Genomic DNA, 19065 nt, shown 5'->3' on the forward strand with positions numbered 1-19065 from the left:
TCGTCATGGCACTCATCTCCAAGGGCTTCGTCGGCAAGCGACGCGGTGACGACACCCGAATTCCGCCGGGTCAATACCTCACACAGGACTTTCCCGTGCTGGCCGTCGGTCCGACGCCCGTGGTGAAGACGGACCGGTGGTCGTTCACCATCACCTCCGAACACGGAGTCGACACGTCGTGGACGTGGGACGAGTTCAGCGCCCTCCCGCACGAGTCGCCGACGGTCGACATCCACTGCGTCACCAAGTGGTCCAAGCTCGACACCTCGTGGCGCGGCGTGTCGCTCGACCTCCTGCTCGACGGCGTCGACACGTCGGCGAACTTCGTGCTGGTCCATTCGTACGACGGCTACACCACGAACCTCCCGCTCGCCGACATCCGCGGCGGAAAAGCCTGGGTGGCAGAGACTTTCGACGGTTCACCGCTCGCACCCGAGCACGGTGGCCCGGCCAGACTGCTGGTGCCGCACCTGTATTTCTGGAAGTCGGCGAAATGGGTGACACGGCTCGAACTGACGGCCGACAACGAGCAGGGATTCTGGGAGCGGGGCGGCTATCACGACTACGGCGATCCGTGGCGGGAGCAGCGGTACCAGGGCGACTGACGTGAGCAACCCCTGGATGGTGGCCGACGTCGTCGACAAGCGAGTCGAAACACCCTCGGCGCACACCCTGGTTCTCGACGTCGACGGGTGGCCCGGGCACTCGGCCGGTCAACACGTCGACGTTCGGCTCACCGCCGAGGACGGATACTCCGCTCAGCGCAGCTACTCGATCGCCTCGGCTCCGAACGGGCGCCGTATCGAGCTGACGGTGCAGACGGTTCCGGACGGTGAAGTCTCGCCCTACCTCGCCGACGTGCTCGAGGTGGGCGACCAGCTCGAGCTGCGCGGACCCGTCGGCCGATGGTTCGTGTGGGATCGCACGTCGACGCAGCCGGTGCTGCTGGTGGGAGGCGGATCCGGCATCGTGCCACTGCGCGCAATGATGCGCTCGCGTCACGACACAGGAAGTCGAGCGCTGTTGCGAGTCGTCTACTCGGTGCGTGAGCCGATGGAGACCTACTACGCGGACGAATTTGCCCGGCCGGACTCGGGCGTCGACGTGCACCTCGTGCACACGCGGCGCGCACCGGTGGGATCGCGCCGTCCCGTCGGTCGACTCGACGTCGCGGACCTCTCCGCCCACGGGTGGCCGCCGGACTTCGAACCCGACTGCTTCGTGTGCGGACCGACCGGCTTCGTCGAGACGGCCGCGAACATGCTGGTGGCACTCGGGCACGAACCGCGCCGCATTCGAACGGAGCGGTTCGGCCCGACCTGAGCCGGCCCGACCTCGACTAGAGGCGTCGCGTCATCTCGTCCTGGTACTCGTGGACGGTCTTCTCGATACGGCGCGCGTCGTCGTGATCCCCGCGCTTCGCTGCGTCGTCCGCGCGGGACTGCATGACCTTGATGGCCTTGCGAAGCTCGTTGTCCGACATCCGATGCTCGGTAATTATGTGTTCCATGTCACACAGTATGCCACCGATCGGACGTCGCGCCGGTGCTTACACCTCGACGGGCGCGCGATCCCTGACGAAGCTCGACAGACTGCGGGAAGCGAACTCACGGAAGTACGACAGCTTCTCCGGCGGCACCAGCGAGGGAAGAATCGTGTGCCAGACCTGCTCCATGCGAACGGGTGCCGACGCCAGCTTCGACGTTCCCTCGGCCACCATCAGAACTCCGGAGAGAACCTCCGAGACCAGCAGCGACGCGGTCTTCGAATCGAGCGAGTCGATGACGTCGCCGTGAGTGATGGCGCGGTCGAAGAGGAGCTCGAACAGGTTCTGCCACGTGCCGAAGACGCTGCCGCGACTGGGATCGGGCCCGTCGACCTCGAGCTGCAGCCGGTACATGATGCGGACCAGGTTGTCCGAGTTGGCAAGCTCGAGCACCGAATACGTGATTCCGATGACCGATTCCAAAGCAGGAGAACGGTTGTCGACCAGGCCGCTGCACGCGGCGGCGACACGCTCACGCCCCTCGTCCACCAGCGCGCGGGACAGCTCTTCCTTCGACGCGAAGTGGAAGTAGAGCGCGCCCTTCGTCACGCCGGATTCGGCGGAGACCTGGCTCAGCGTTGCCGTCGCGTGCCCCACCCGCAAGAAGAGGTCCGCGGCCGCGCGAAGAGCGGCCGATCGTGTCGCTTCTGCCCGTAATTGCCTGACCATGTGCCATCTCCAGTCGTAGTGCGCTGATGTGCTCGTTGACATTGCCAAGGTGTCTGAGCTCCCCGGCCCTCACACTGCGTGACGACCGCAAAAACAATGCATTGCAGGCGCCGGTTCAATGATATGCACACTCGACCAGAGTTGTAGTCCCAGTGGGTCGAAATCACCCTGTTTACAATACGTTTCGCGTTTCAACCAGATCATTCACATTGTTTTACGGGATTCTTTCGAACTCCCGGTTTGTTTATCGCAATGTAGTCGAACTGGAAGTCGCATCACGTGAGAACGACCGCCACATTGAGTTCCACTCGCCCCTCCGGTGACATCGTCTCGAATTCGGGCCCGCCCGCTCGCAGGACGGTCCCGTCGCGCATCGCATCGTCCAGCTGGGCCCACACGTCGTCGACCTGCTCGGGGAGGTTCATCTCCGGGGTGACCACGGCGTAGGTCGCGGGAGGGACGAACGCGAAGACGTCGCCGAACGGCACGTCCTCGGGCGAGGAGCGCAGGACACCGACGATCACGTTGTAGTAGCCGAGCTGGTCCGGCATGTACAGCGTGTGGACCGTGGCGCCGGTCGATTCCCGGTCGCGAATTCTCTCGCGAAGAAATTGGATCAGATCGCTGCTGCTCGATTCCGGGCCGGGCGGAATGCTAGGCGCCGCGAGCCCGCCGATTACCAGACTTCCCCTCGCAGTCAGCCGAATACTCAACTCGACTCCGTCGACTGCGCTATCGGCAGATACATTTCGATTTTGTACGCGTGCGCGTGAAACTCGTATTCACCGGTATGCGCCCGGGTGAATTTGCGAGATTGCTCTGCGTGGTCTATTTCTCGCCACAGCGAGATCATGATGTCCGGAAACGTTCCGACTGCGCAGAACCGTGCGTACGGTCCCTGCGGAATCTTGGCCACGATATGGCCGGGAGCGACGCGGCCCGCGGAAACTCGATACCCCACGATCTGTGTGCTGTAGGAGTCGATACCGGGAACGTAATCGGTGTAGATCGACGCCAAAGTTCCTGCGACGTCCTGTTTCAGGACCGCGGACCACGCCGACTCCAAGTTGGGGTCGGCGAGTCTGCCCAGCGCCCGCTTGGGGCTTCGAACCGGTAGGCCCGCAACCCAGGTCTCCGGTAGGTGCACCAGTTCGAACGACATCTCATTGCTCCAGTACGTGGTCGGTAGTACGGCAACGACCACGCCTTCGTCCGAGTCGAACGACGATATTTGAGACCCCGTGAAGAAATATCACCACCACTCGAGGGCCGTTGCTGCGATCACCCTAGCGGTAGGAATGCGTCACCGCGATGTTGCTATCGCGACGTCGGACGGAACCGGGGGATGTGCCGAGGAACTCCGTTGAACCAGCGCAACGCCACCGAGAATGGCTCCCCCGCCGCACAATTGCACCATTGTTATGGATTCTCCGAGCAAGAGGAATGCTGCGAGGACCGCGCACACCACCTCCACCAGAGCGACGACGGACGCCGTTCCGGCACCCAGCTTCCGCGAACCGACGATGCCGAGGATGTACGCGAGTGCCGCGCTCACGACGGCGAGCACCGCGGCCGGAACCAACCACGACACTTCGTGACCGGACACCTGAACGGGTGCGTCGGAGAAGCGAAGCGACACCACACCCACCGCGGCCAGACCGGCGACGGTCACACCGCCGATCGACAACCCCGCCGCCGTGAGGACGAAGGGGTCGACCGGGTCACCGTCACTGGCCGAGACCACGAAGTAGACCGTCAGACACAGGGCCGCCAGAAGCCCCCACAGCACGCCGACGACGTCGAAAGCGGCACCGTTTCCGACGTCGAGCACGACGGCCGCGCCGAGAAGTGCGATCCCCGCACCGACGAGCGTTCCCGTGCTGGGCCGGCGCCGAGTCGTGATCCACACCCACCCGATGACCAATACCGGTGCGAGGTATTCGAGGAGGAGAGCGACACCGACCGACAGGTGCTGAATGGCATTGAAGAAGGCGACCTGCGCGCCCGCCACCGCGGCCACTCCGTAGAACAGCACGCTTCCGAATCGCCGTCTCAGCGCCGAGAAGGCGTGCCGACGGGCAAGCAGAACGAACGGGACCAGCACCACCGCACCGCCCACCACCCGCACGAACACCGCCGCCTCGGGAGACCATCCGCTCTCGGTCAGCGCTTTGGCGAAGGGTCCCGAGACACCGAATGCGATGGCGGACAACGCTGCGAACAGCAGTCCGGTCTGTTGGCGTGCCACGGAAGTGCCCCTGTCATGAGTGAAACGGTATGTTGGTCGTGACACTACGAGAACGGAAGGTCACTGGTCAAATGACTTTTGCTCATGACATCGAGGTGTCACTGGTCTGGTCGGCCGCGCTGATCAACACCCGGCGAAACGGCGACGAATTGCTGGGCGACGCAGCCACCCTGGACGCCCTCCTCGACGAGTACGAGTGGACCGGACGGCGGGACGGCACATCGGCCGAGCTGGCCGACGTGCGCCGATTACGGCCGGCACTGCGCCGAATGTGGTTGTTCGAAGACCTCGACACCCTCGTCGGCGACGTCAACACCATGCTCACCGAATCGCAGGCCGCCCCCAGGCTTGCCCGCCACGGTGATTGGGGGTGGCACCTGCACGTGAGTCAGGACGATGCGCCGCTCGCCCAGCGGATCATGGCCGAAGCAGCGGTCGCCTTCGCCGAACTGGTGCGCTCGGACGAACTCGGCCGGTTGAAGACCTGCGAGGCGGACGACTGCGACGCCGTTCTGATCGACCTGTCACGCAACCGCTCTCGCCGCTTCTGCGACACCGGTAACTGCGGAAACCGCGCGAACGTGGCGGCATATCGCGCCCGTAAGAGAGCAGTGGCATCCCGCTGATCTCGTTTCGATGGTTTGGATGGGTCAACCAGGGGTATCTGACACGTGAGCTCGACGTCCCGTCACAGCTACCGTTCGGTAGTAGGTTCACTTCAGTAACGCGTGCATCACACGTAACACCGAGAGGGATCCTGATGACCCCAGAGAACGAGACCCGCGAACCCGCGCTCGTCGAGTCCGGTGGTGCAGTCCTGTTGGTTCTGTTCCTCGTCTCCGCCCTGATCCTCGGAGCCGCGGTGATCGGATCGTTCGTCGTTGCGGCGCTGGTCGGCGTCGCGCTACTCGGTTTCGTAGGCCTGGTCGTTGCTGCTGTGTGACAGCGGCCGGGTCGCCGGCAGGAGCCGCAACTTCTCGTAACTCGTACTGCCCGGAGCGGCGGTATAGACCAGGAGCGAGTGCGACTGGATCGGATCCATCAACGCTTGACAATTCAGATCCATCCGACCGAGTTCGGGGTGAACGAACGTCTTCGTCTCGTCGGGGCGGATGCCGACCTCGTGTCGGTTCCACACATCCCTGAACTCGGCGCTCCGCTCGAGCAGTTCCTCCGCGATCCGAGCGGCGCGCGACTGCGGCCCCCTCACCGTGACCACGCCGCGAAGGCCGGACGCCCACATCCGGGTCAGAAACGCATGGCTCTCCGGCGCATACAGACTGCGTGAATCAGGTTGTGTGAACCAGCGATACGCGAGACTGCGAGCCGAACCGGTGTGCACGCTCTGGTCTCCGGTGAGGGCGATGCCGAGCGCGGTTTGACGCAAAGTCTCGCCCAATTCGGTGACGATCTCCGCCGGCGTGTCGTGAAGCCGGTCGAAGATGCGCAGCATTCCGGGGCTGATGTGCTCGCTTCCCGCACCGGGACTCGGCGGGTTGTGTCCCGCCAGCCTGAACAGGTGGTTCCGCTCGTCCAGCGACAGATGCAACCCCTGGGCGATGGCGGCGACCATGTGCGTCGACGGTTGGGGTCCGGTCTCGCGCTCGAGCCGTGCGTAGTAATCGGTCGACATGTGCGCGAGCGCCGCCACCTCCTCCCGGCGCAACCCACTCGTGCGGCGGCGCTGCCCACGCGGCAAACCCACGTCCTCGGGTTGCAAGGACTCTCGGCGCAGTCGAAGAAACTGCGCGAGGCCTGTCCGGTCGATCGCCATGCGTCATTTGTACCGGCCGCGTCACCCCTTATCCACGGACTGCGAATCAGTGGATGAGGCGGCCCTGGATACCGACGCCGCAGCACGCCATCGTGAAAACATGACACGCAGACAGATCGACATCACCGTCCCCGACCTCACAGGCACGCGCGCCGTCGTCACCGGAGCCAGCGACGGAATCGGCATCGGCATTGCACGCAGGCTCGCAGAAGCGGGCGCAGAAGTTGTACTCCCCGTTCGCAATCAGAGCAAGGGTGAATCCGCGATCGACGCGATTCGGCGGCGACATCCCCGCGCCGAGGTGTCCCTGCGCGCACTCGATCTGTCCTCGCTCGAGTCCGTCGCGGCGCTCGGAGACACCCTGCGCAGCGAAGGCAACCCGATTCACCTGCTCGTCAACAACGCCGGAGTGATGACCCCGCCGGAACGGCAGAGCACTGCCGACGGTTTCGAATTGCAGTTCGGCACCAACCATCTGGGCCACGTCGCCCTGGTCGGTCACCTGCTGCCGCTGCTGCGGGACGGCCGGGCGAGGGTGACGTCGCAGATCAGCGTCGCCGCCAACCGCAACGGCATCAACTGGGACGACCTGAACTGGGAACGCTCCTACGACGGAATGAAGGCCTACAGCCAATCGAAGATCGCATTCGGCATGTTCGGGGTCGAACTCGGGCGCCGCAGCGCCGCAAACGGATGGGGAATCACGAGCAATCTCGCACACCCGGGCGTTGCGCCGACCAACTTGTTGGCGGCTCGTCCCGAACTCGGTCGCGGCAAAGAAGTTTCGGGACGCAAGCTCATCCAGTGGTTGTCCGACCGTGGCATCGTTCTGGGCACGGTCGAGACGGCGCAGCTCCCCGCGGTGATGGCCGCCACGACCACGAGCTCTGCCCGCTTCTTCGGACCGAGCGGACTCGGCCATCTCGGCGGCGCGCCGGCGGAGCAGAAGCCGTACTCGCGGCTGCAGAACGTCGACGAGGCCGAACGGATGTGGGCAGTGTCCGAAAAGATGGCAGGAGTGAGCTTTTCCTGAGATGTCAGGCGAGACCGGTTGCCGCCGCGAGGTATTCACGCGCCTCGGCGAAAGTGCTCGCCACGCCGCGCCCCGCCACCGCTTTGTACCGGCTGATCTGGTCGTCGTCGAGCGTGGCCGTCACGGCGCTGTCGTCGACCGGCAGCCATCCCCGGTCCCGCACCAGTTCGTGCACGCGCTTGCCGTGCAGCGCGGTGATGCCCTCGACCTTGATGCCCTTCGCGTCCGTCGACGCAGCAAGGTAGTACGCCTTCTTGCTGGGGTAGCCCGACTTGACCTTCTCGCGCAGTTTGAAGACAGCCTCAGCCGCGTCGTCGATGGCGGAGGCCTGGTCGTCGGAATCGGGTTCGGACGACGAGACGCGCTGAAGTTCGGCGTCCAGTCGGCCGAGCAGGGTGCCGAGGTATTCGAGGTCGCTCATCGGGACCATGATGCCATCGATGCCGGTGAACACCAGAACGAACTCTGGGCCGACACCCTTGCGGATGCCGACCCAGTGTTAGTGGAGCTGAGGGGAATCGAACCCCTGACCTTCTCGATGCGAACGAGACGCGCTACCAACTGCGCCACAGCCCCGTGCGTCCCGCTTTCGTAGGACGCTGCCAAACTCTAGCAGCCCGGTGTGGGCTGGATCGAATCGGCTGTTCGGCTGATTCGATTCGGCTACTCGCCGGACGCGCGGCGCATGCGGACGTCGAGATGCGCGTCAGAGGTCCGCTCGTCGTAGTGCTCGAGATGGTCGAATTCCGGGTCCTCGTCGTCGACCTCCATGACCACCGCACCGGGGCGGCGGAGGCGTTCGGGGGTGAGGTTCAGCTCAGGGTCGCTGCGCGACTCGACGCCCAGCCGCGAGCGCTGCAGACGTGTCATGCGGCGACGGCGAATGTCTTCTTCGATGCGCACCTGACGGCGCAGGTAGAACAGGTAGCTCGACAGTCCGACGAGGGTGACCGTGAACGCCCACCAAAAGATCGGGGAGACAAGCACTCCCAGGCCGGCCGACATCACGAGGACGAAGAACGACGCGAGCACGGTCCGCTGACGGAACGAGTAGCGCGCGGCGCGGGCGATGGCGTCGGCCTCCGGATCGAACCCGCCGCGGCCACGACGCTGCGGTACGAACTCCGAGTCACCGCGGAACTCGTCCTGCTCGTGGTCGAGGTCGTTCTCCATCAGGTCCTCCGCGTCGTCTTCGGCCGGGCGCCAGTTCGGGTCGCTGCGATGCCCGGATGCGGGCCCGCGAGCTGGGGTGGGTGTCGCGCCCCCGCGGTGCAGAACACGCGTCGCGAGCGCTGCGTCGGTGGTGCGACGAATTCGAGGACGTTTGTTGGCCACCATCGGAACGAGGACGAAGATCCAGACGGCGACGAGTCCGACCCAGATGATCGAATTGGGCATCGCGTCCTCCCCTGTCCAGCCTGGTTACCTGCGTCGATGGTCGATCACGACGTTAGTGGCCAGGGGGGTCTTACCCGGGTAGACGCGCCGACACTGCAGTGAACTCTTGTCACATCAGTCACAAGGAGCCGTTATCGCGCCCATGCTGCTCGGCCGCTGCGCACCAACACGTCGGCAACGGTTCCCGGCGTCTCCCCCACCGTCATGGCGACGAGGATGTGATCGCGCCACGCGCCGTCGACGTCGAGGTAGCGCTTGAGCAGGCCTTCCTCGCGGAATCCGACCTTCCGCAGCACGGCCTGCGACGCCTGGTTCTCTGGGCGCACAGTCGCTTCGACACGATGCAGACCGACTGGGCCGAAGCAGTGATCGAGCCCGAGGGCGAGGGCGGCAGTGGCGACACCCTGTCCGCCGACGTCCTTGGACACCCAGTATCCGATCCACGCCGAGCGGAGTGCGCCGCGCACGATGTTGCCCACAGTGATTTGCCCGCAGAACTCGCCGTTCAGCTCGATGACCATCGGCAGCATGGTGCCGCGTCGTGCCTCGGCCTTGAGCGAGGAAAACAATGGGGGCCACGACGAAATGGCATGTCGCAGTTCCCAAGACGCGTCGCCGCTCGGTTCCCACGGTTCGAGGTGAGCGCGGTCGCGCATGCGCGTCCGGGACCACACCGCGGCATCACGAAGGCGGATGGGTCGGAGGGTGACGTCTCCGGCCGGGACCGAGAGCGGTCCCAATTTCGCCGGCCATCCGGGATGGCTCGACCACTTGCGCGACATTCCAGAACTTTACCGTCGGCCAACCCTGTGAGTGAAAAAGTGCCCTGGAGGGGTGGAAATCGCGCACAGGGGGCGGAGCCCCCCTCGCGCACAGGGGGCGGAGCCCCGTCAGCCCCTCTGCGCCAGGAAGGCCACGCTGACCTCTTCACCGGTACGCACCTCGGTGACCTCGGGATCGACCATGACCAGGCAGTTCGCCTCGGCCAGCGTCGCCAACAGGTGCGACGACGAGCCGGGCGCACCGCCGAGTGCCTGCACCAGGTACTCCCCCGTCGACTCGTCGCGCATCAGCTGCCCGCGCAGATATGCGCGTCGACCCGCAATGGACGTGATGGGACCCACCGTCCGCGCAGTGACGATGCGGCGCAGCGGCTGACGACGTCCCAGCGCAATGCGCACGAGGGGGCGCACCATCACCTCGAACACCACCAGGGCACTGACCGGGTTGGACGGCAGCAGAAACGTGGGCACCTCGTCGCGCCCCAGCTGCCCGAAGCCCTGCACGGACCCCGGGTGCATGGCGACGCGGTCGACCTCGATGTCGCCGAAGTCGCTGAGCGCTTCTCGCACCGCGTCCGACGCCTCACCGCCGACGGCGCCGGAGATCACGACGATCTCGGAGCGAATGAGCTGCCCCTCGACGACCTCGCGCAGCCTCTTCGTGTCACCGCTGACGATGCCGATGCGGTTGACGTCGGCGCCCGCGTCACGAGCTGCTGCAGCGAGGGCGTAACTGTTGACGTCGTAGACCTGGCCCTGACCCGGTGTTCGGTCGATGTCCACCAGTTCGCCGCCGAGGGAGATCACGGACAGTCGTGGCCGGGGGTGCACCAGCACTTTGTCGCGGCCCACTGCGGCGAGAAGGCCGACCTGAGCAGCACCGATGATGGTGCCGGACCGGACTGCGACATCACCGGGCTGTACGTCGTCACCGACCTTGCGGACGTACTCGCCCGACCGCACGGGCTGATGAACGACGATCCTGTTTCGTCCGTCGTCGGTGCGGCCGACGGGCAGTACTGCATCGGCCAGCGTCGGCAGAGGTGCGCCGGTGTCGACGCGTACCGCTTGCCGCGGTTGCAGGCGGATCGGTTGGCGCGAGCCGGCCTTGACCTCGCCCACCACCGGCAGGGAGATCACCACCAGGTCGCCGTTGTCGTCGACCTGACCGGAGCCGGCGGAGGCGATGTCGACACTGCGGACCGCGTAGCCGTCGATCGCAGCCTGGTCGAATCCGGGCAACGGCCGCTCCGTCACCACTTCCTCGGCGCAGAGAAGGCCCTGAGCCTCGGAGATCGCAACGCGGACCGGACGTGGTGCCACGGCCGCCGCTGTCACTCTGGACTGCTGGTCCTCGACCGAGCGCATCGCGTCCTTCCCTTGTCGACCTATTCGTACGTGGTCAGCTGCGGTGCCCAGTCGTCCGACAGGCGCTCGTTGAGCCATTCACGCAACGCGGGACCGTAGTCGTCGCGTTCCAGGGCAAAGTCAACCGCAGCGCGGAGGTAACCCCCGGGATTTCCGAGGTCGTGTCTCGAACCACGATGCACGACGACGTGAACCGGGTGACCTTCGGAAATCAGCAATGCAATGGCGTCGGTCAACTGAAGTTCACCGCCCGTACCGGGTTCGATGCGCCGGAGTGCGTCGAAAATAGCGCGGTCGAGGAGGTAGCGACCCGCCGCCGCGTAATTGGACGGCGCCTCATCGGCTTTCGGCTTCTCGACCATGCCGTTGACCTTGAGAACATTCGGATTGACTGCGTCCGGGACGATTTCGGTATCGAAGACGCCGTAGGCCGAGACCTGCTCGTGCGGAACCTCGATGGCGCACAGCACCGAGCCGCCGCGCTTGGCACGCACGCGGGCCATCACGTCGAGGACCCCGCGCGGAAGCACGAGATCGTCCGGGAGCAGCACGGCGACAACGTCTTCGTCGTCGTCCAGCAATTCTTCGGCACACGACACCGCGTGGCCCAGCCCGAGTGGCTCGTGCTGAATGACCGACTGCACTTCGAGCAAAGCCGGTGCCACGCGCACCTTTTCGAGCAACTTGAGCTTGCCGCTCGCTTCGAGCTTGGATTCGAGAACCAGGTCTTCGACGAAGTGGGCGACCACGCCGTCCTTGCCCGGCGAGGTCACGATGACCAGACGCGTCGCGCCGCCGTCGGCCGCCTCACCGGCGACCAATTCGATTCCCGGTGTGTCGACGACAGGCAGCAGTTCCTTCGGCACCGTCTTGGTGGCGGGCAGGAATCTGGTCCCCATTCCTGCAGCGGGAACGACGGCAGTGCGGAACGGGATCGGCCCCGCACCGTGACCGTTGGTACCTGCATCCGAGCTCATGGCCCACACCCTATCCAAGTAGATCGCGCAGTCGCTGCGCGAGACCTTATGGTTTTCCCCATGTTTGCCGCCGACAAACCCGACACGATCCCGGCCGACAAACCCGGCTGGAGACGTCGCATTCTCGACGGGCGACGGCTTCGACCTCAGGATCTGCGTGCCGCCGACGCCTCCGCACTCTCTCATGTCCTGTCCGAATTGGCGTCCGGAGCGTCCGCCGTCGCCGCCTACGTTCCGGTGGGCAGCGAACCGGGCTCGGTGTCGATGCTCGACGCGATGCTCGGGGCCGGTGCTCGCGTACTTCTCCCCGTAGCCGGGGCGCCGGGGCCCTTGCGGTGGGCCGAGTACACCGGACCCGATTCGCTGGTCCCGGCCGCGTACGGCCTGCGGGAGCCGTCCGGCCCCGATCTTCCGCCGGACGCGGTGGCCGACGCCGAGATCGTTCTGGTGCCGGCCCTCGCGATCGATCGTCGAGGCGTCAGGCTCGGGCGCGGAGCCGGCTTCTACGACCGAACGCTGTCGCTGGCAGCCGGGTCGGCGCAGATCGTCGGCGTCGTCTTCGACGACGAGTACGTGGACCACCTGCCGGGCGCCGACCACGACATACCCGTCACGCACGTCCTCACGCCCGATGCCGGGCTGCGGCCCGTCGGCGCGGAATAGGCGTTCGGTTTCCGACGTTGGCACTGTCAGCTGTAGAGTGCCAGTTGCCCCGGTGCGTCCGTGGGACGGCGGTTTACGGACCGACACAGAAGTTTCGGAGGATTGCTGACGTGCCTACCTACTCGTATGCGTGTACCGAGTGCGACAACAAGTTCGACATCGTGCAGAAGTTCACCGACGACACGCTGACGGTGTGCCCTGCGTGCTCGGGCAAGCTTCGCAAGCTGTTCAACACGGTGGGCATCGTGTTCAAGGGAAGCGGTTTCTACCGCACCGATTCTCGCTCCGGCTCCACCTCGAGCGAGTCCTCGTCGTCCAAGTCCGAGTCGAGCAGTTCCGACTCGAGCAAGTCCGAGAAGAAGTCCGACTCCAAGTCCGACAGCTCGTCGAGCAAGTCCGAGAAGAAGTCCGACTCCAAGTCCACGTCGAACTCGTCCAGCACATCGAAGTCCGCTGCCGCAAGCTGACCGAAGTTGCTGTGGATGAATCTGCGGATCATCCACAGGTGATCGACACCGTTAATACGGCGCATTTACCGTTCGCGCATGTCGAACGAGCCACGTCTGAATCCTCGATGGTTCGAGCGGTCCATGTCTCGGCCGGCGTGGACGCGTTCGGGTCTGGTGAGACGGTCCATCGCTGCGGCGCTCGTGGTACTTGCCGCTGTGTCGGCGTTTCGCGGTGATCCCGACCGCGACCGAGTGACGGTGGTGACGGCAGGTCACGACCTTCGTCCCGGAGCTGTTCTGACCGAGTCCGACCTGGCCCTGGTCCGCGTCGAGCGCACGTCGCTCCCCGACGGTGCAACCGCATCCAGCGCCGACGCCGCCGGCCGGACCGTGGCGGGTCCGATCCGCTCGGGAGAAATCCTCACCGATGTGCGACTGCTCGGCCCCCGACTCGTCGGCTCGGCGCTGTCGACACCCGACGCGCGCGTGGTACCGATCAGGCTCGCCGATCCGTCGTTGGCGGACATCGTGCAGGCGGGCGACGTCGTGGACGTCCTGACCGTCGACGATGACGGAACCCGAGTGCTGGCCGACGGCGCTGTCGTCGTCCTCGTTCCCGACTCGGATGCACGCGCCAGGCAACAGGAGCGTCTGATCTTGCTGGGACTGGCCACCGACGCCGCAACCTCGGTAGCCGCAGCTTCATTGGTCAGCGCTTTGACCGTGGTTTTGCACTAGCATTTCCCGGCGAACGGTTTCACTGTCGAGTCGAGGGGTGTGTTCGCATGTTGAAGGGCTTCAAGGATTTTCTGCTCAGGGGCAACGTGGTCGACCTCGCGGTTGCCGTCGTGATCGGCGCAGCGTTCACCGCCATCGTCACGGCCTTCACCTCGAACATCATCAACCCCCTCGTCGCCGCGGTGGGCGGTTCCAACGAGTACGGATTCGGCTTCCTGATCACCGATAGCCCCGAGTCGTTCGTCAACATCGGCGCCGTCATCACCGCCGTCATCAACTTCCTGATCATCGCGGCCGTCGTCTACTTCGTGCTGATCGTTCCCGTCAATGCCGCAAAGGCGCGCTTCGACGCCAAGAAGGCGACCGACGAATCGCCCGCCGAGGAGTCTCTCAGCGACCAGGACATTCTGATCCAGATCCGCGACCTTCTCGCCGGCGGCGGAGGACCCACCGCCGGTCCGGGCAACTCGTCGCCGGGTGCACACGAGCGCTGATACCTGCCGCGAGATTCGTGACGGGGCCGCACAATTGGGCTCGCGGATGAACAATTCTCCACAACTTCGCGTGGCTGCGGCGATTCTCAGGCGGGTATTACCTCGAGAGGGCACCATGGTCCTACGGCCGTCAGCGCCGGGACCGACTTCTCGAAGGAACGACATGCCCGATCTCTCCACCGCCACCCCGTCTCACCGCTCCCGAACCGTCGCATCGCGTATCGACGTCGACATCGCCACCGGCATTCTGGTGGCCGTACGGTCCATTTCACCCGACGCCGCCAACGCAGAACTGGTCGCGTGCGCCGTGGCGAACCACCTCAGTTTGTTTCAACTGTCGCGGGCGCTGATCACGCTGGCGTCGGACGGTGAGCCGTCGGCGTCCGACTCCGCTGCCGCGCGCTCCGTGGCGGAACTCGAATGGGGTGGCGCGCTCGCTCAGCGCGCGCTGTCGCATCAGGGGTTGGCGACACCCGCCTGATTCTGCGGTTCGATCGTCACCTGCGGGCACGCGTCGTGTCCGCAGGTTTACGGGGTCAGAAGTTTCCCGGGGTCAGAAGAGTGTGGCCGCGACGATGTTCCCGAGCACGTAGAGCGCTCCGAGGGCGCAGACCACACCATTGTCCGCATTTGCGATCAAGAACTGCACGAATTCGCCGTTGATTCCCATTGCTCCTCCTCATCGCCATTCTCGACAACACGTTATCGAGATGATTCCGAAGAAGACGCTAAACGGCCACAGCAATTTCTTTCCGCACGCCATGCTGACTTGTCACAACATTTTTGCTGATCCCGTAAGGATCACTCAGTTGGTGAACTTGGGCAGCGCGAACTCGTCGAGCGTAATCGTGGTGCCGTCGGCTGCGCATGCGCTCGCCACGGCGTTCGCGTTGGTCACATAGGCCTGTCCGGACTCGCTGTCGGGTTCCGACAGCGTCAGGGTGTCGGCGGGCAGTGCTCCCACCAGCGCCGTCAGCTTGTCCTTCACGTCGCCTGTGGCGGTTCCGCTCTGCGTCTTGAAGTTTGCGATCTCGGCTTCCTTGGCCGCAGTCCACTTGTCGACGTCCGCGTCCGTGGGCCCCTTGGCCAACGTCGCAAGCGAGTTGTACGACGCGGCGAACTGGTTGCAGACATCCGCATTCTGTCCGGTCGGGGCGGCCGACGAGTCGTCACTGCTGCCGCAGCCGGCGAGAAGCAGCGCAGCGGACACGGCGAGGGCGGAGATGAATGTGGTTCGCATGGAGGTTATTTCACCAGAAAAAGGCGTGAGACCCAATTCGGACGAAGGGTCTGTGACACCTCAGCACACTCGGGACGCAGTAGCTGTCGGACGACACAAGTCAGGCCCGCTCGGACGAATCCGAACGGGCCTGACTGTGTACAGCTGATGTGTGTGTCTCAGCCTGATCTGTGGCTAGGCCAAGATCAGTTGAGGCGCCACGGCACGCCGTAGGTGACGACGGTGTCGCCGGCGTCGCTGACGATCTTCACGTACGGACGGATCGTGACGTTACCGAGAACGCCGGTGACCGTGCCGTGAAAGTTCGAGAGCTGGATCGAGCCGCTGGCGCCCGAGACGGAGCCGGATGCAGCTTCGACCTCACTGATGCCGCCGCCGGAGCTGATCGGAATCGAAACACCCAACGAGGGAAGCAGGTTGTTGGTGCTGAAGTTGACGGTGTCGCCGTCCGAACCGAGGCTGAAGTTCGGCGTGTCGTACGAGAACGTCACGGTCGGCGCGATGGCGGCCGGGTAGCCGACCTGGTAACCGATCGACATCGTGCCGGAGAAGTCTTCGGCGCCGGGGCCGGTGACTTCGTAGCCTGCGCGGCCGTTGTGGAACCACTCACGGGTGAGCGGGTTTCCGTCCAGCGGGGCAACAGCGTTGATGAAGGTGTCGGACTGCAGCACCGTGATGGTGTTGCCGGTTCCGTCGACGATGTAGTTGCTGTTGTCGACAGCCGCAGACGCCGTTCCGTTACCGAGCACCAGGCCGACAACTGCGGCGCTAGCGATCACTGCTGCACGCATGGACTTGAGCCCCCGGCTACGCCGCGGCTTCTGAATTTCGGTCATTTACTTCCTCATCATGTTCGTCCTCACGCGTGTTGCGTGAGGTGCGCTGTCGGGCTCTTCCACCCAAACGGCCACGCATCTTTGCGAAACCTATCAGGGCAGCGACGGCGACGTGGGCTCTTGACCCGCGCGCCGGGCAGTGCAGGCATCGATCGCGAGTAACAAAACCTGGGTTTCGCTACTCGTGGCCTGAACCTGATCGGAACCTTAGAGGGTAGATCGAATCGAGACAATCCCTACGGGACGTCGTGTCGTTGTTAGTCACACAGTTTCTGTTTCATACATGTGAACGGGCGTCACACGCTTCGAATCCACGGTGCCGACCTGCAGTCGCGGGCCATTTCGGCGCACCGTGCACACCATTCACAGGGCGTAGCGCACCTGACGTGCACCGATTCAGAAAACTCGAGTCCGAGGGCATTTCGATCACCTCGAGCAGAACAGTCGCGGGCCGCGGGAAGTGCCTGGTTCACCGACGCGGAGCATCGCGGCGAAGACGAACAGATGGTTAACAAAGCTCGACAATCAGACACGCAAAGGATGGGTAAATGTGTTCTGGATCACATCTACTCATTCGTGATGCGGGGGCCGTTGCTGTCTCAACCACTCGTCCGAGGACGAGTTCGTACTCGATTCCGACCGCTCGTCGCTGCTCGTGTCGGGGAGAACATCGCCGAAAACACGCGCGAGCCGAGCCCGTTTCTCCCGGGCCCGGCTCGCGCGTTCCGACTCTTCTTCTGCAGTGATGACTACCCGTCCAACCTCGACAGCTCGCCGATGACCTGACTGGCCAGCGGAGTCAACGTCGCCATACCGTCACGGATCGCTGCTCGCGACCCCGCCAGGTTCACCACGAGCGTGCTGCCCGAGACGCCGACCAGCCCGCGGGAGAGTCCGGCGTCGAGTGCGCCGGCCGCGAGACCGGACGAGCGCAGAGCCTCACTGATACCCGGGATCTCGCGATCGAGGACGTCGGCGGTGGCATCGGGTGCGACATCGCGAGGGGAGACTCCGGTTCCACCGACGGAGACGACCAAGTCGACTCCACCGATCACTGCCGTGTTCAACGCGTTACGTACGGCGACCTCGTCGTTGGACACCACCACCACACCGTCGACGAGGAACCCCGCCTCGGTGAGCAGTTCGGTGACCAGCGGGCCGGATGCGTCCTTGTCGTCACCGTGGGCGGCGCGGTCGTCGACGATCACGACCAGCGCACGCCCCGCTACGGGAGCCTCGAGTTCCATGCCGCTCACCGTAGTGCCCACACTGGGCTCCGTCGTCAGGTGTCCGAGGATCGATGCAAGATGGCGACCATCACGAGCGTTGAGGGTGGCGCTGCGGCTGCCGATCTCGTTCATCAGTTGCCTCCACTCGGTGCGGTGCCGAGTGTGACCTGGACCGTCGTCGGGCTCCCGCCGTTCTCGTACGTCACGGAGACGGTGTCGCCGGGTGCATGCGAGCGGACGGCCGCGATCAATGCGTCACCGTTGTCGATCACCCGGTCGTCGACCTTCGTGATCACTGCACCCTTGGGGATGTTGGCCTTGGCCGCAGGTCCGTCGGCCGTGACGTCCATGACGGTTGCACCGTTCGCGTTGTCCTGGCTCGGCACCGTGATGCCGATGATTGCCTGCGTCGCCTTGCCGGTCTTGATCAGTTCGTCGGCGATCCGCCGCGCCTGATCCACCGGGATCGCGAATCCGAGGCCGATTGAGCCGCTCTGCGACTCCTGACCGCCGCCACCGCTGCTGGCACCGAGGGTGGCGATCGCGCTGTTGACGCCGATCAGCTGGCCCTGCGAATTGACCAGCGCGCCACCGGAGTTACCGGGGTTGATCGCGGCATCCGTCTGAATGGCGTCGATGACCGTCGCCTGGTTGCTCGACTCGCCGGTGGTCGACACCGGACGGTTGAGCGACGAAATGATGCCCGAGGTGACCGTTCCGGCCAGGCCCAGAGGCGAGCCGACCGCGACGACCTGCTGGCCGACGGCGAGACCGGAGGACGTACCGAGCTCGATCGGCGTCAGGTTGGACTTGCCCTGCGCTTTGATGACGGCGATGTCGGACGCCGGGTCCGCCCCGACGACCGTGGCCGACGCCGTCGATCCGTCGTTGAACGACACCTGGAGCTGGGCGTTGGGTCCGGCGCCGGCGGCAACGTGGTTGTTGGTGAGGATGAGGCCGTCGGACGACAGAATGATGCCCGACCCCTCGCCCTCGGCCTGGCGACCAGTGACCTGAATCTGCACGACGCTCGGCAGCACCTTCGCGGCCACTGCCTGCACGGAACCGTCGGGCGCATTCGCGGCCTGATTGGCCGTCGGTGTCGGAGCGTTCAGCGCGTTGGTGACCGCACCCGTCGACCCATCACGCGTGGCGAGCGACCCGACTGCGCCGCCGATACCACCGCTCACCAGGGCGAGTGCAATGGCGCCGACCACGATCATCGACCGTCCGGAGCGCTTGGGCGACGTGGCGATGGAGCCGACGTGCTGAGGGCCGCCGCCCGGGTTTCCGGACAGCTGCTCGGTCGGCTGGTACCCCTGCTGGTAGGGACCCTGCGGGTAGCCGGGGTTGCCGTACGGCTGACCGTGCTGCGGCTGACCCTGCTGCGGGTAACCGGGGCGACTGTAGAAACCACCCTGCTGGGGCTGCTGACCGTAGTTTCCCTGCGGTGCGCCCGGGTACTGGGCGGTGCCGTGCGCCTGCGTCTCCGCGTCCCGCGCTCCCTGATCGGGTGCCGCGCTCTCGTGCCGCGGGGCCAAGCCCGCTTCGTCGGTTCCGTCGGAGTTCTCGATGTTGGGGCGATCCTCGCTCATCTGCGTCGCTTTCGTTCCTCGGTGAC

Annotated in this window: 25 protein-coding genes and 1 tRNA gene; 10 read left to right on the forward strand and 16 right to left on the reverse strand. The window is 65.1% G+C overall.

Annotation, left to right across the window (positions count from 1 at the left end):
• Window positions 1-5: 5 nt before the first annotated feature.
• Entirely contained in the window at window positions 6-605 is a 600-nt protein-coding gene (locus tag AC59JP_RS06960; protein ID WP_497324982.1) for a sulfite oxidase-like oxidoreductase, read from the forward strand.
• 16 nt (window positions 606-621) lie between these two features.
• Window positions 622-1323 (forward strand): ferredoxin reductase, encoded by a 702-nt coding sequence (locus tag AC59JP_RS06965; RefSeq protein WP_497325716.1) that lies wholly within the window; start codon window positions 622-624, stop codon window positions 1321-1323.
• A gap of 16 nt (window positions 1324-1339) precedes the next feature.
• On the opposite strand, the gene AC59JP_RS06970 is transcribed toward AC59JP_RS06965, so the two are convergent.
• The 5 genes from AC59JP_RS06970 to AC59JP_RS06990 form a co-directional block, all read right to left on the reverse strand.
• Window positions 1340-1510: a hypothetical protein gene (locus tag AC59JP_RS06970; protein WP_497324983.1), complete on the reverse strand. Its 171-nt coding sequence runs from the start codon at window positions 1508-1510 to the stop codon at window positions 1340-1342.
• 39 nt (window positions 1511-1549) lie between these two features.
• Entirely contained in the window at window positions 1550-2257 is a 708-nt protein-coding gene (locus AC59JP_RS06975; protein WP_497324984.1) for a TetR family transcriptional regulator, read from the reverse strand.
• Window positions 2258-2490: 233 nt separating this feature from the next.
• Window positions 2491-2928 carry an effector binding domain-containing protein gene (locus AC59JP_RS06980; protein WP_497324986.1) on the reverse strand — a complete coding sequence of 146 codons (438 nt, stop codon included), beginning with the start codon at window positions 2926-2928 and terminating at the stop codon, window positions 2491-2493.
• Window positions 2925-3377, reverse strand: coding sequence for an effector binding domain-containing protein (locus AC59JP_RS06985; protein ID WP_497324987.1), 453 nt, complete (start codon window positions 3375-3377; stop codon window positions 2925-2927). Before AC59JP_RS06985 ends, AC59JP_RS06980 begins: the two co-directional genes overlap by 4 nt.
• Before the next feature lie 141 nt (window positions 3378-3518).
• Complete coding sequence (locus AC59JP_RS06990) at window positions 3519-4463, reverse strand: EamA family transporter (RefSeq protein WP_497324989.1); 945 nt, start codon at window positions 4461-4463, stop codon at window positions 3519-3521.
• 71 nt (window positions 4464-4534) lie between these two features.
• Between AC59JP_RS06990 and AC59JP_RS06995 the strand changes: the two genes are divergently transcribed.
• The gene (locus tag AC59JP_RS06995) at window positions 4535-5089 is read left to right on the forward strand and encodes a CGNR zinc finger domain-containing protein (protein WP_497324991.1); all 555 of its coding nucleotides are present in this window, start codon (window positions 4535-4537) and stop codon (window positions 5087-5089) included.
• 134 nt (window positions 5090-5223) lie between these two features.
• Window positions 5224-5406, forward strand: coding sequence for a hypothetical protein (locus tag AC59JP_RS07000; RefSeq protein WP_497324993.1), 183 nt, complete (start codon window positions 5224-5226; stop codon window positions 5404-5406).
• Here AC59JP_RS07000 and AC59JP_RS07005 read toward each other — a convergent pair.
• Window positions 5368-6237, reverse strand: a complete 870-nt coding sequence (locus tag AC59JP_RS07005) for a helix-turn-helix transcriptional regulator (RefSeq protein WP_497324995.1) — start codon at window positions 6235-6237, stop codon at window positions 5368-5370. The two genes, AC59JP_RS07000 and AC59JP_RS07005, sit on opposite strands and share 39 nt — an antisense overlap.
• Window positions 6238-6337: 100 nt before the next feature.
• Here AC59JP_RS07005 and AC59JP_RS07010 point away from each other — a divergent pair, with 100 nt between their 5' ends.
• Complete coding sequence (locus AC59JP_RS07010) at window positions 6338-7270, forward strand: SDR family oxidoreductase (protein ID WP_497324997.1); 933 nt, start codon at window positions 6338-6340, stop codon at window positions 7268-7270.
• 4 nt (window positions 7271-7274) lie between these two features.
• On the opposite strand, the gene AC59JP_RS07015 is transcribed toward AC59JP_RS07010, so the two are convergent.
• From AC59JP_RS07015 to AC59JP_RS07040, 6 genes are all read right to left on the reverse strand, one after another.
• A complete protein-coding gene (locus tag AC59JP_RS07015) occupies window positions 7275-7691 on the reverse strand; it encodes a phosphate acetyltransferase (RefSeq protein ID WP_497324999.1) in 417 nt (138 codons plus the stop codon).
• Window positions 7692-7773: 82 nt separating this feature from the next.
• Window positions 7774-7846: transfer RNA gene (locus tag AC59JP_RS07020), tRNA-Ala, on the reverse strand.
• A gap of 87 nt (window positions 7847-7933) precedes the next feature.
• The gene (sepX, locus tag AC59JP_RS07025) at window positions 7934-8668 is read right to left on the reverse strand and encodes a divisome protein SepX/GlpR (RefSeq protein ID WP_497325001.1); all 735 of its coding nucleotides are present in this window, start codon (window positions 8666-8668) and stop codon (window positions 7934-7936) included.
• Between the two features lie 131 nt (window positions 8669-8799).
• Entirely contained in the window at window positions 8800-9450 is a 651-nt protein-coding gene (locus AC59JP_RS07030; RefSeq protein WP_497325003.1) for a GNAT family N-acetyltransferase, read from the reverse strand.
• Window positions 9451-9558: 108 nt separating this feature from the next.
• Entirely contained in the window at window positions 9559-10818 is a 1260-nt protein-coding gene (glp, locus tag AC59JP_RS07035) for a molybdotransferase-like divisome protein Glp (protein WP_497325005.1), read from the reverse strand.
• Between the two features lie 20 nt (window positions 10819-10838).
• Complete coding sequence (locus tag AC59JP_RS07040; RefSeq protein ID WP_497325007.1) at window positions 10839-11795, reverse strand: UTP--glucose-1-phosphate uridylyltransferase; 957 nt, start codon at window positions 11793-11795, stop codon at window positions 10839-10841.
• Between the two features lie 60 nt (window positions 11796-11855).
• Between AC59JP_RS07040 and AC59JP_RS07045 the strand changes: the two genes are divergently transcribed.
• The 5 genes from AC59JP_RS07045 (at window position 11856) to AC59JP_RS07065 (ending at window position 14620) form a co-directional block, all read left to right on the forward strand.
• Window positions 11856-12458, forward strand: coding sequence for a 5-formyltetrahydrofolate cyclo-ligase (locus AC59JP_RS07045; protein WP_497325009.1), 603 nt, complete (start codon window positions 11856-11858; stop codon window positions 12456-12458).
• Between the two features lie 110 nt (window positions 12459-12568).
• Window positions 12569-12925, forward strand: coding sequence for an FmdB family zinc ribbon protein (locus AC59JP_RS07050; protein WP_497325011.1), 357 nt, complete (start codon window positions 12569-12571; stop codon window positions 12923-12925).
• 78 nt (window positions 12926-13003) lie between these two features.
• A complete protein-coding gene (locus tag AC59JP_RS07055; RefSeq protein WP_497325013.1) occupies window positions 13004-13645 on the forward strand; it encodes an SAF domain-containing protein in 642 nt (213 codons plus the stop codon).
• A gap of 47 nt (window positions 13646-13692) precedes the next feature.
• Entirely contained in the window at window positions 13693-14139 is a 447-nt protein-coding gene (mscL, locus tag AC59JP_RS07060) for a large conductance mechanosensitive channel protein MscL (RefSeq protein WP_497325015.1), read from the forward strand.
• Between the two features lie 163 nt (window positions 14140-14302).
• On the forward strand, window positions 14303-14620 hold the full coding sequence (locus AC59JP_RS07065; protein ID WP_497325017.1) for an ANTAR domain-containing protein: 318 nt from the start codon (window positions 14303-14305) through the stop codon (window positions 14618-14620).
• Window positions 14621-14944: 324 nt separating this feature from the next.
• On the opposite strand, the gene AC59JP_RS07070 is transcribed toward AC59JP_RS07065, so the two are convergent.
• The 4 genes from AC59JP_RS07070 to AC59JP_RS07085 form a co-directional block, all read right to left on the reverse strand.
• Window positions 14945-15379 carry a hypothetical protein gene (locus AC59JP_RS07070; protein ID WP_497325019.1) on the reverse strand — a complete coding sequence of 145 codons (435 nt, stop codon included), beginning with the start codon at window positions 15377-15379 and terminating at the stop codon, window positions 14945-14947.
• A 185-nt stretch (window positions 15380-15564) separates the two neighbouring features.
• Window positions 15565-16215 carry an MspA family porin gene (locus tag AC59JP_RS07075; protein ID WP_497325021.1) on the reverse strand — a complete coding sequence of 217 codons (651 nt, stop codon included), beginning with the start codon at window positions 16213-16215 and terminating at the stop codon, window positions 15565-15567.
• A gap of 749 nt (window positions 16216-16964) precedes the next feature.
• Window positions 16965-17462, reverse strand: coding sequence for a MogA/MoaB family molybdenum cofactor biosynthesis protein (locus AC59JP_RS07080; RefSeq protein WP_497325717.1), 498 nt, complete (start codon window positions 17460-17462; stop codon window positions 16965-16967).
• Window positions 17463-17575: 113 nt separating this feature from the next.
• On the reverse strand, window positions 17576-19039 hold the full coding sequence (locus AC59JP_RS07085) for a S1C family serine protease (RefSeq protein WP_497325023.1): 1464 nt from the start codon (window positions 19037-19039) through the stop codon (window positions 17576-17578).
• Window positions 19040-19065 lie beyond the last annotated feature (26 nt).

The organism is Rhodococcus sp. 320_ES, from assembly GCF_059691855.1.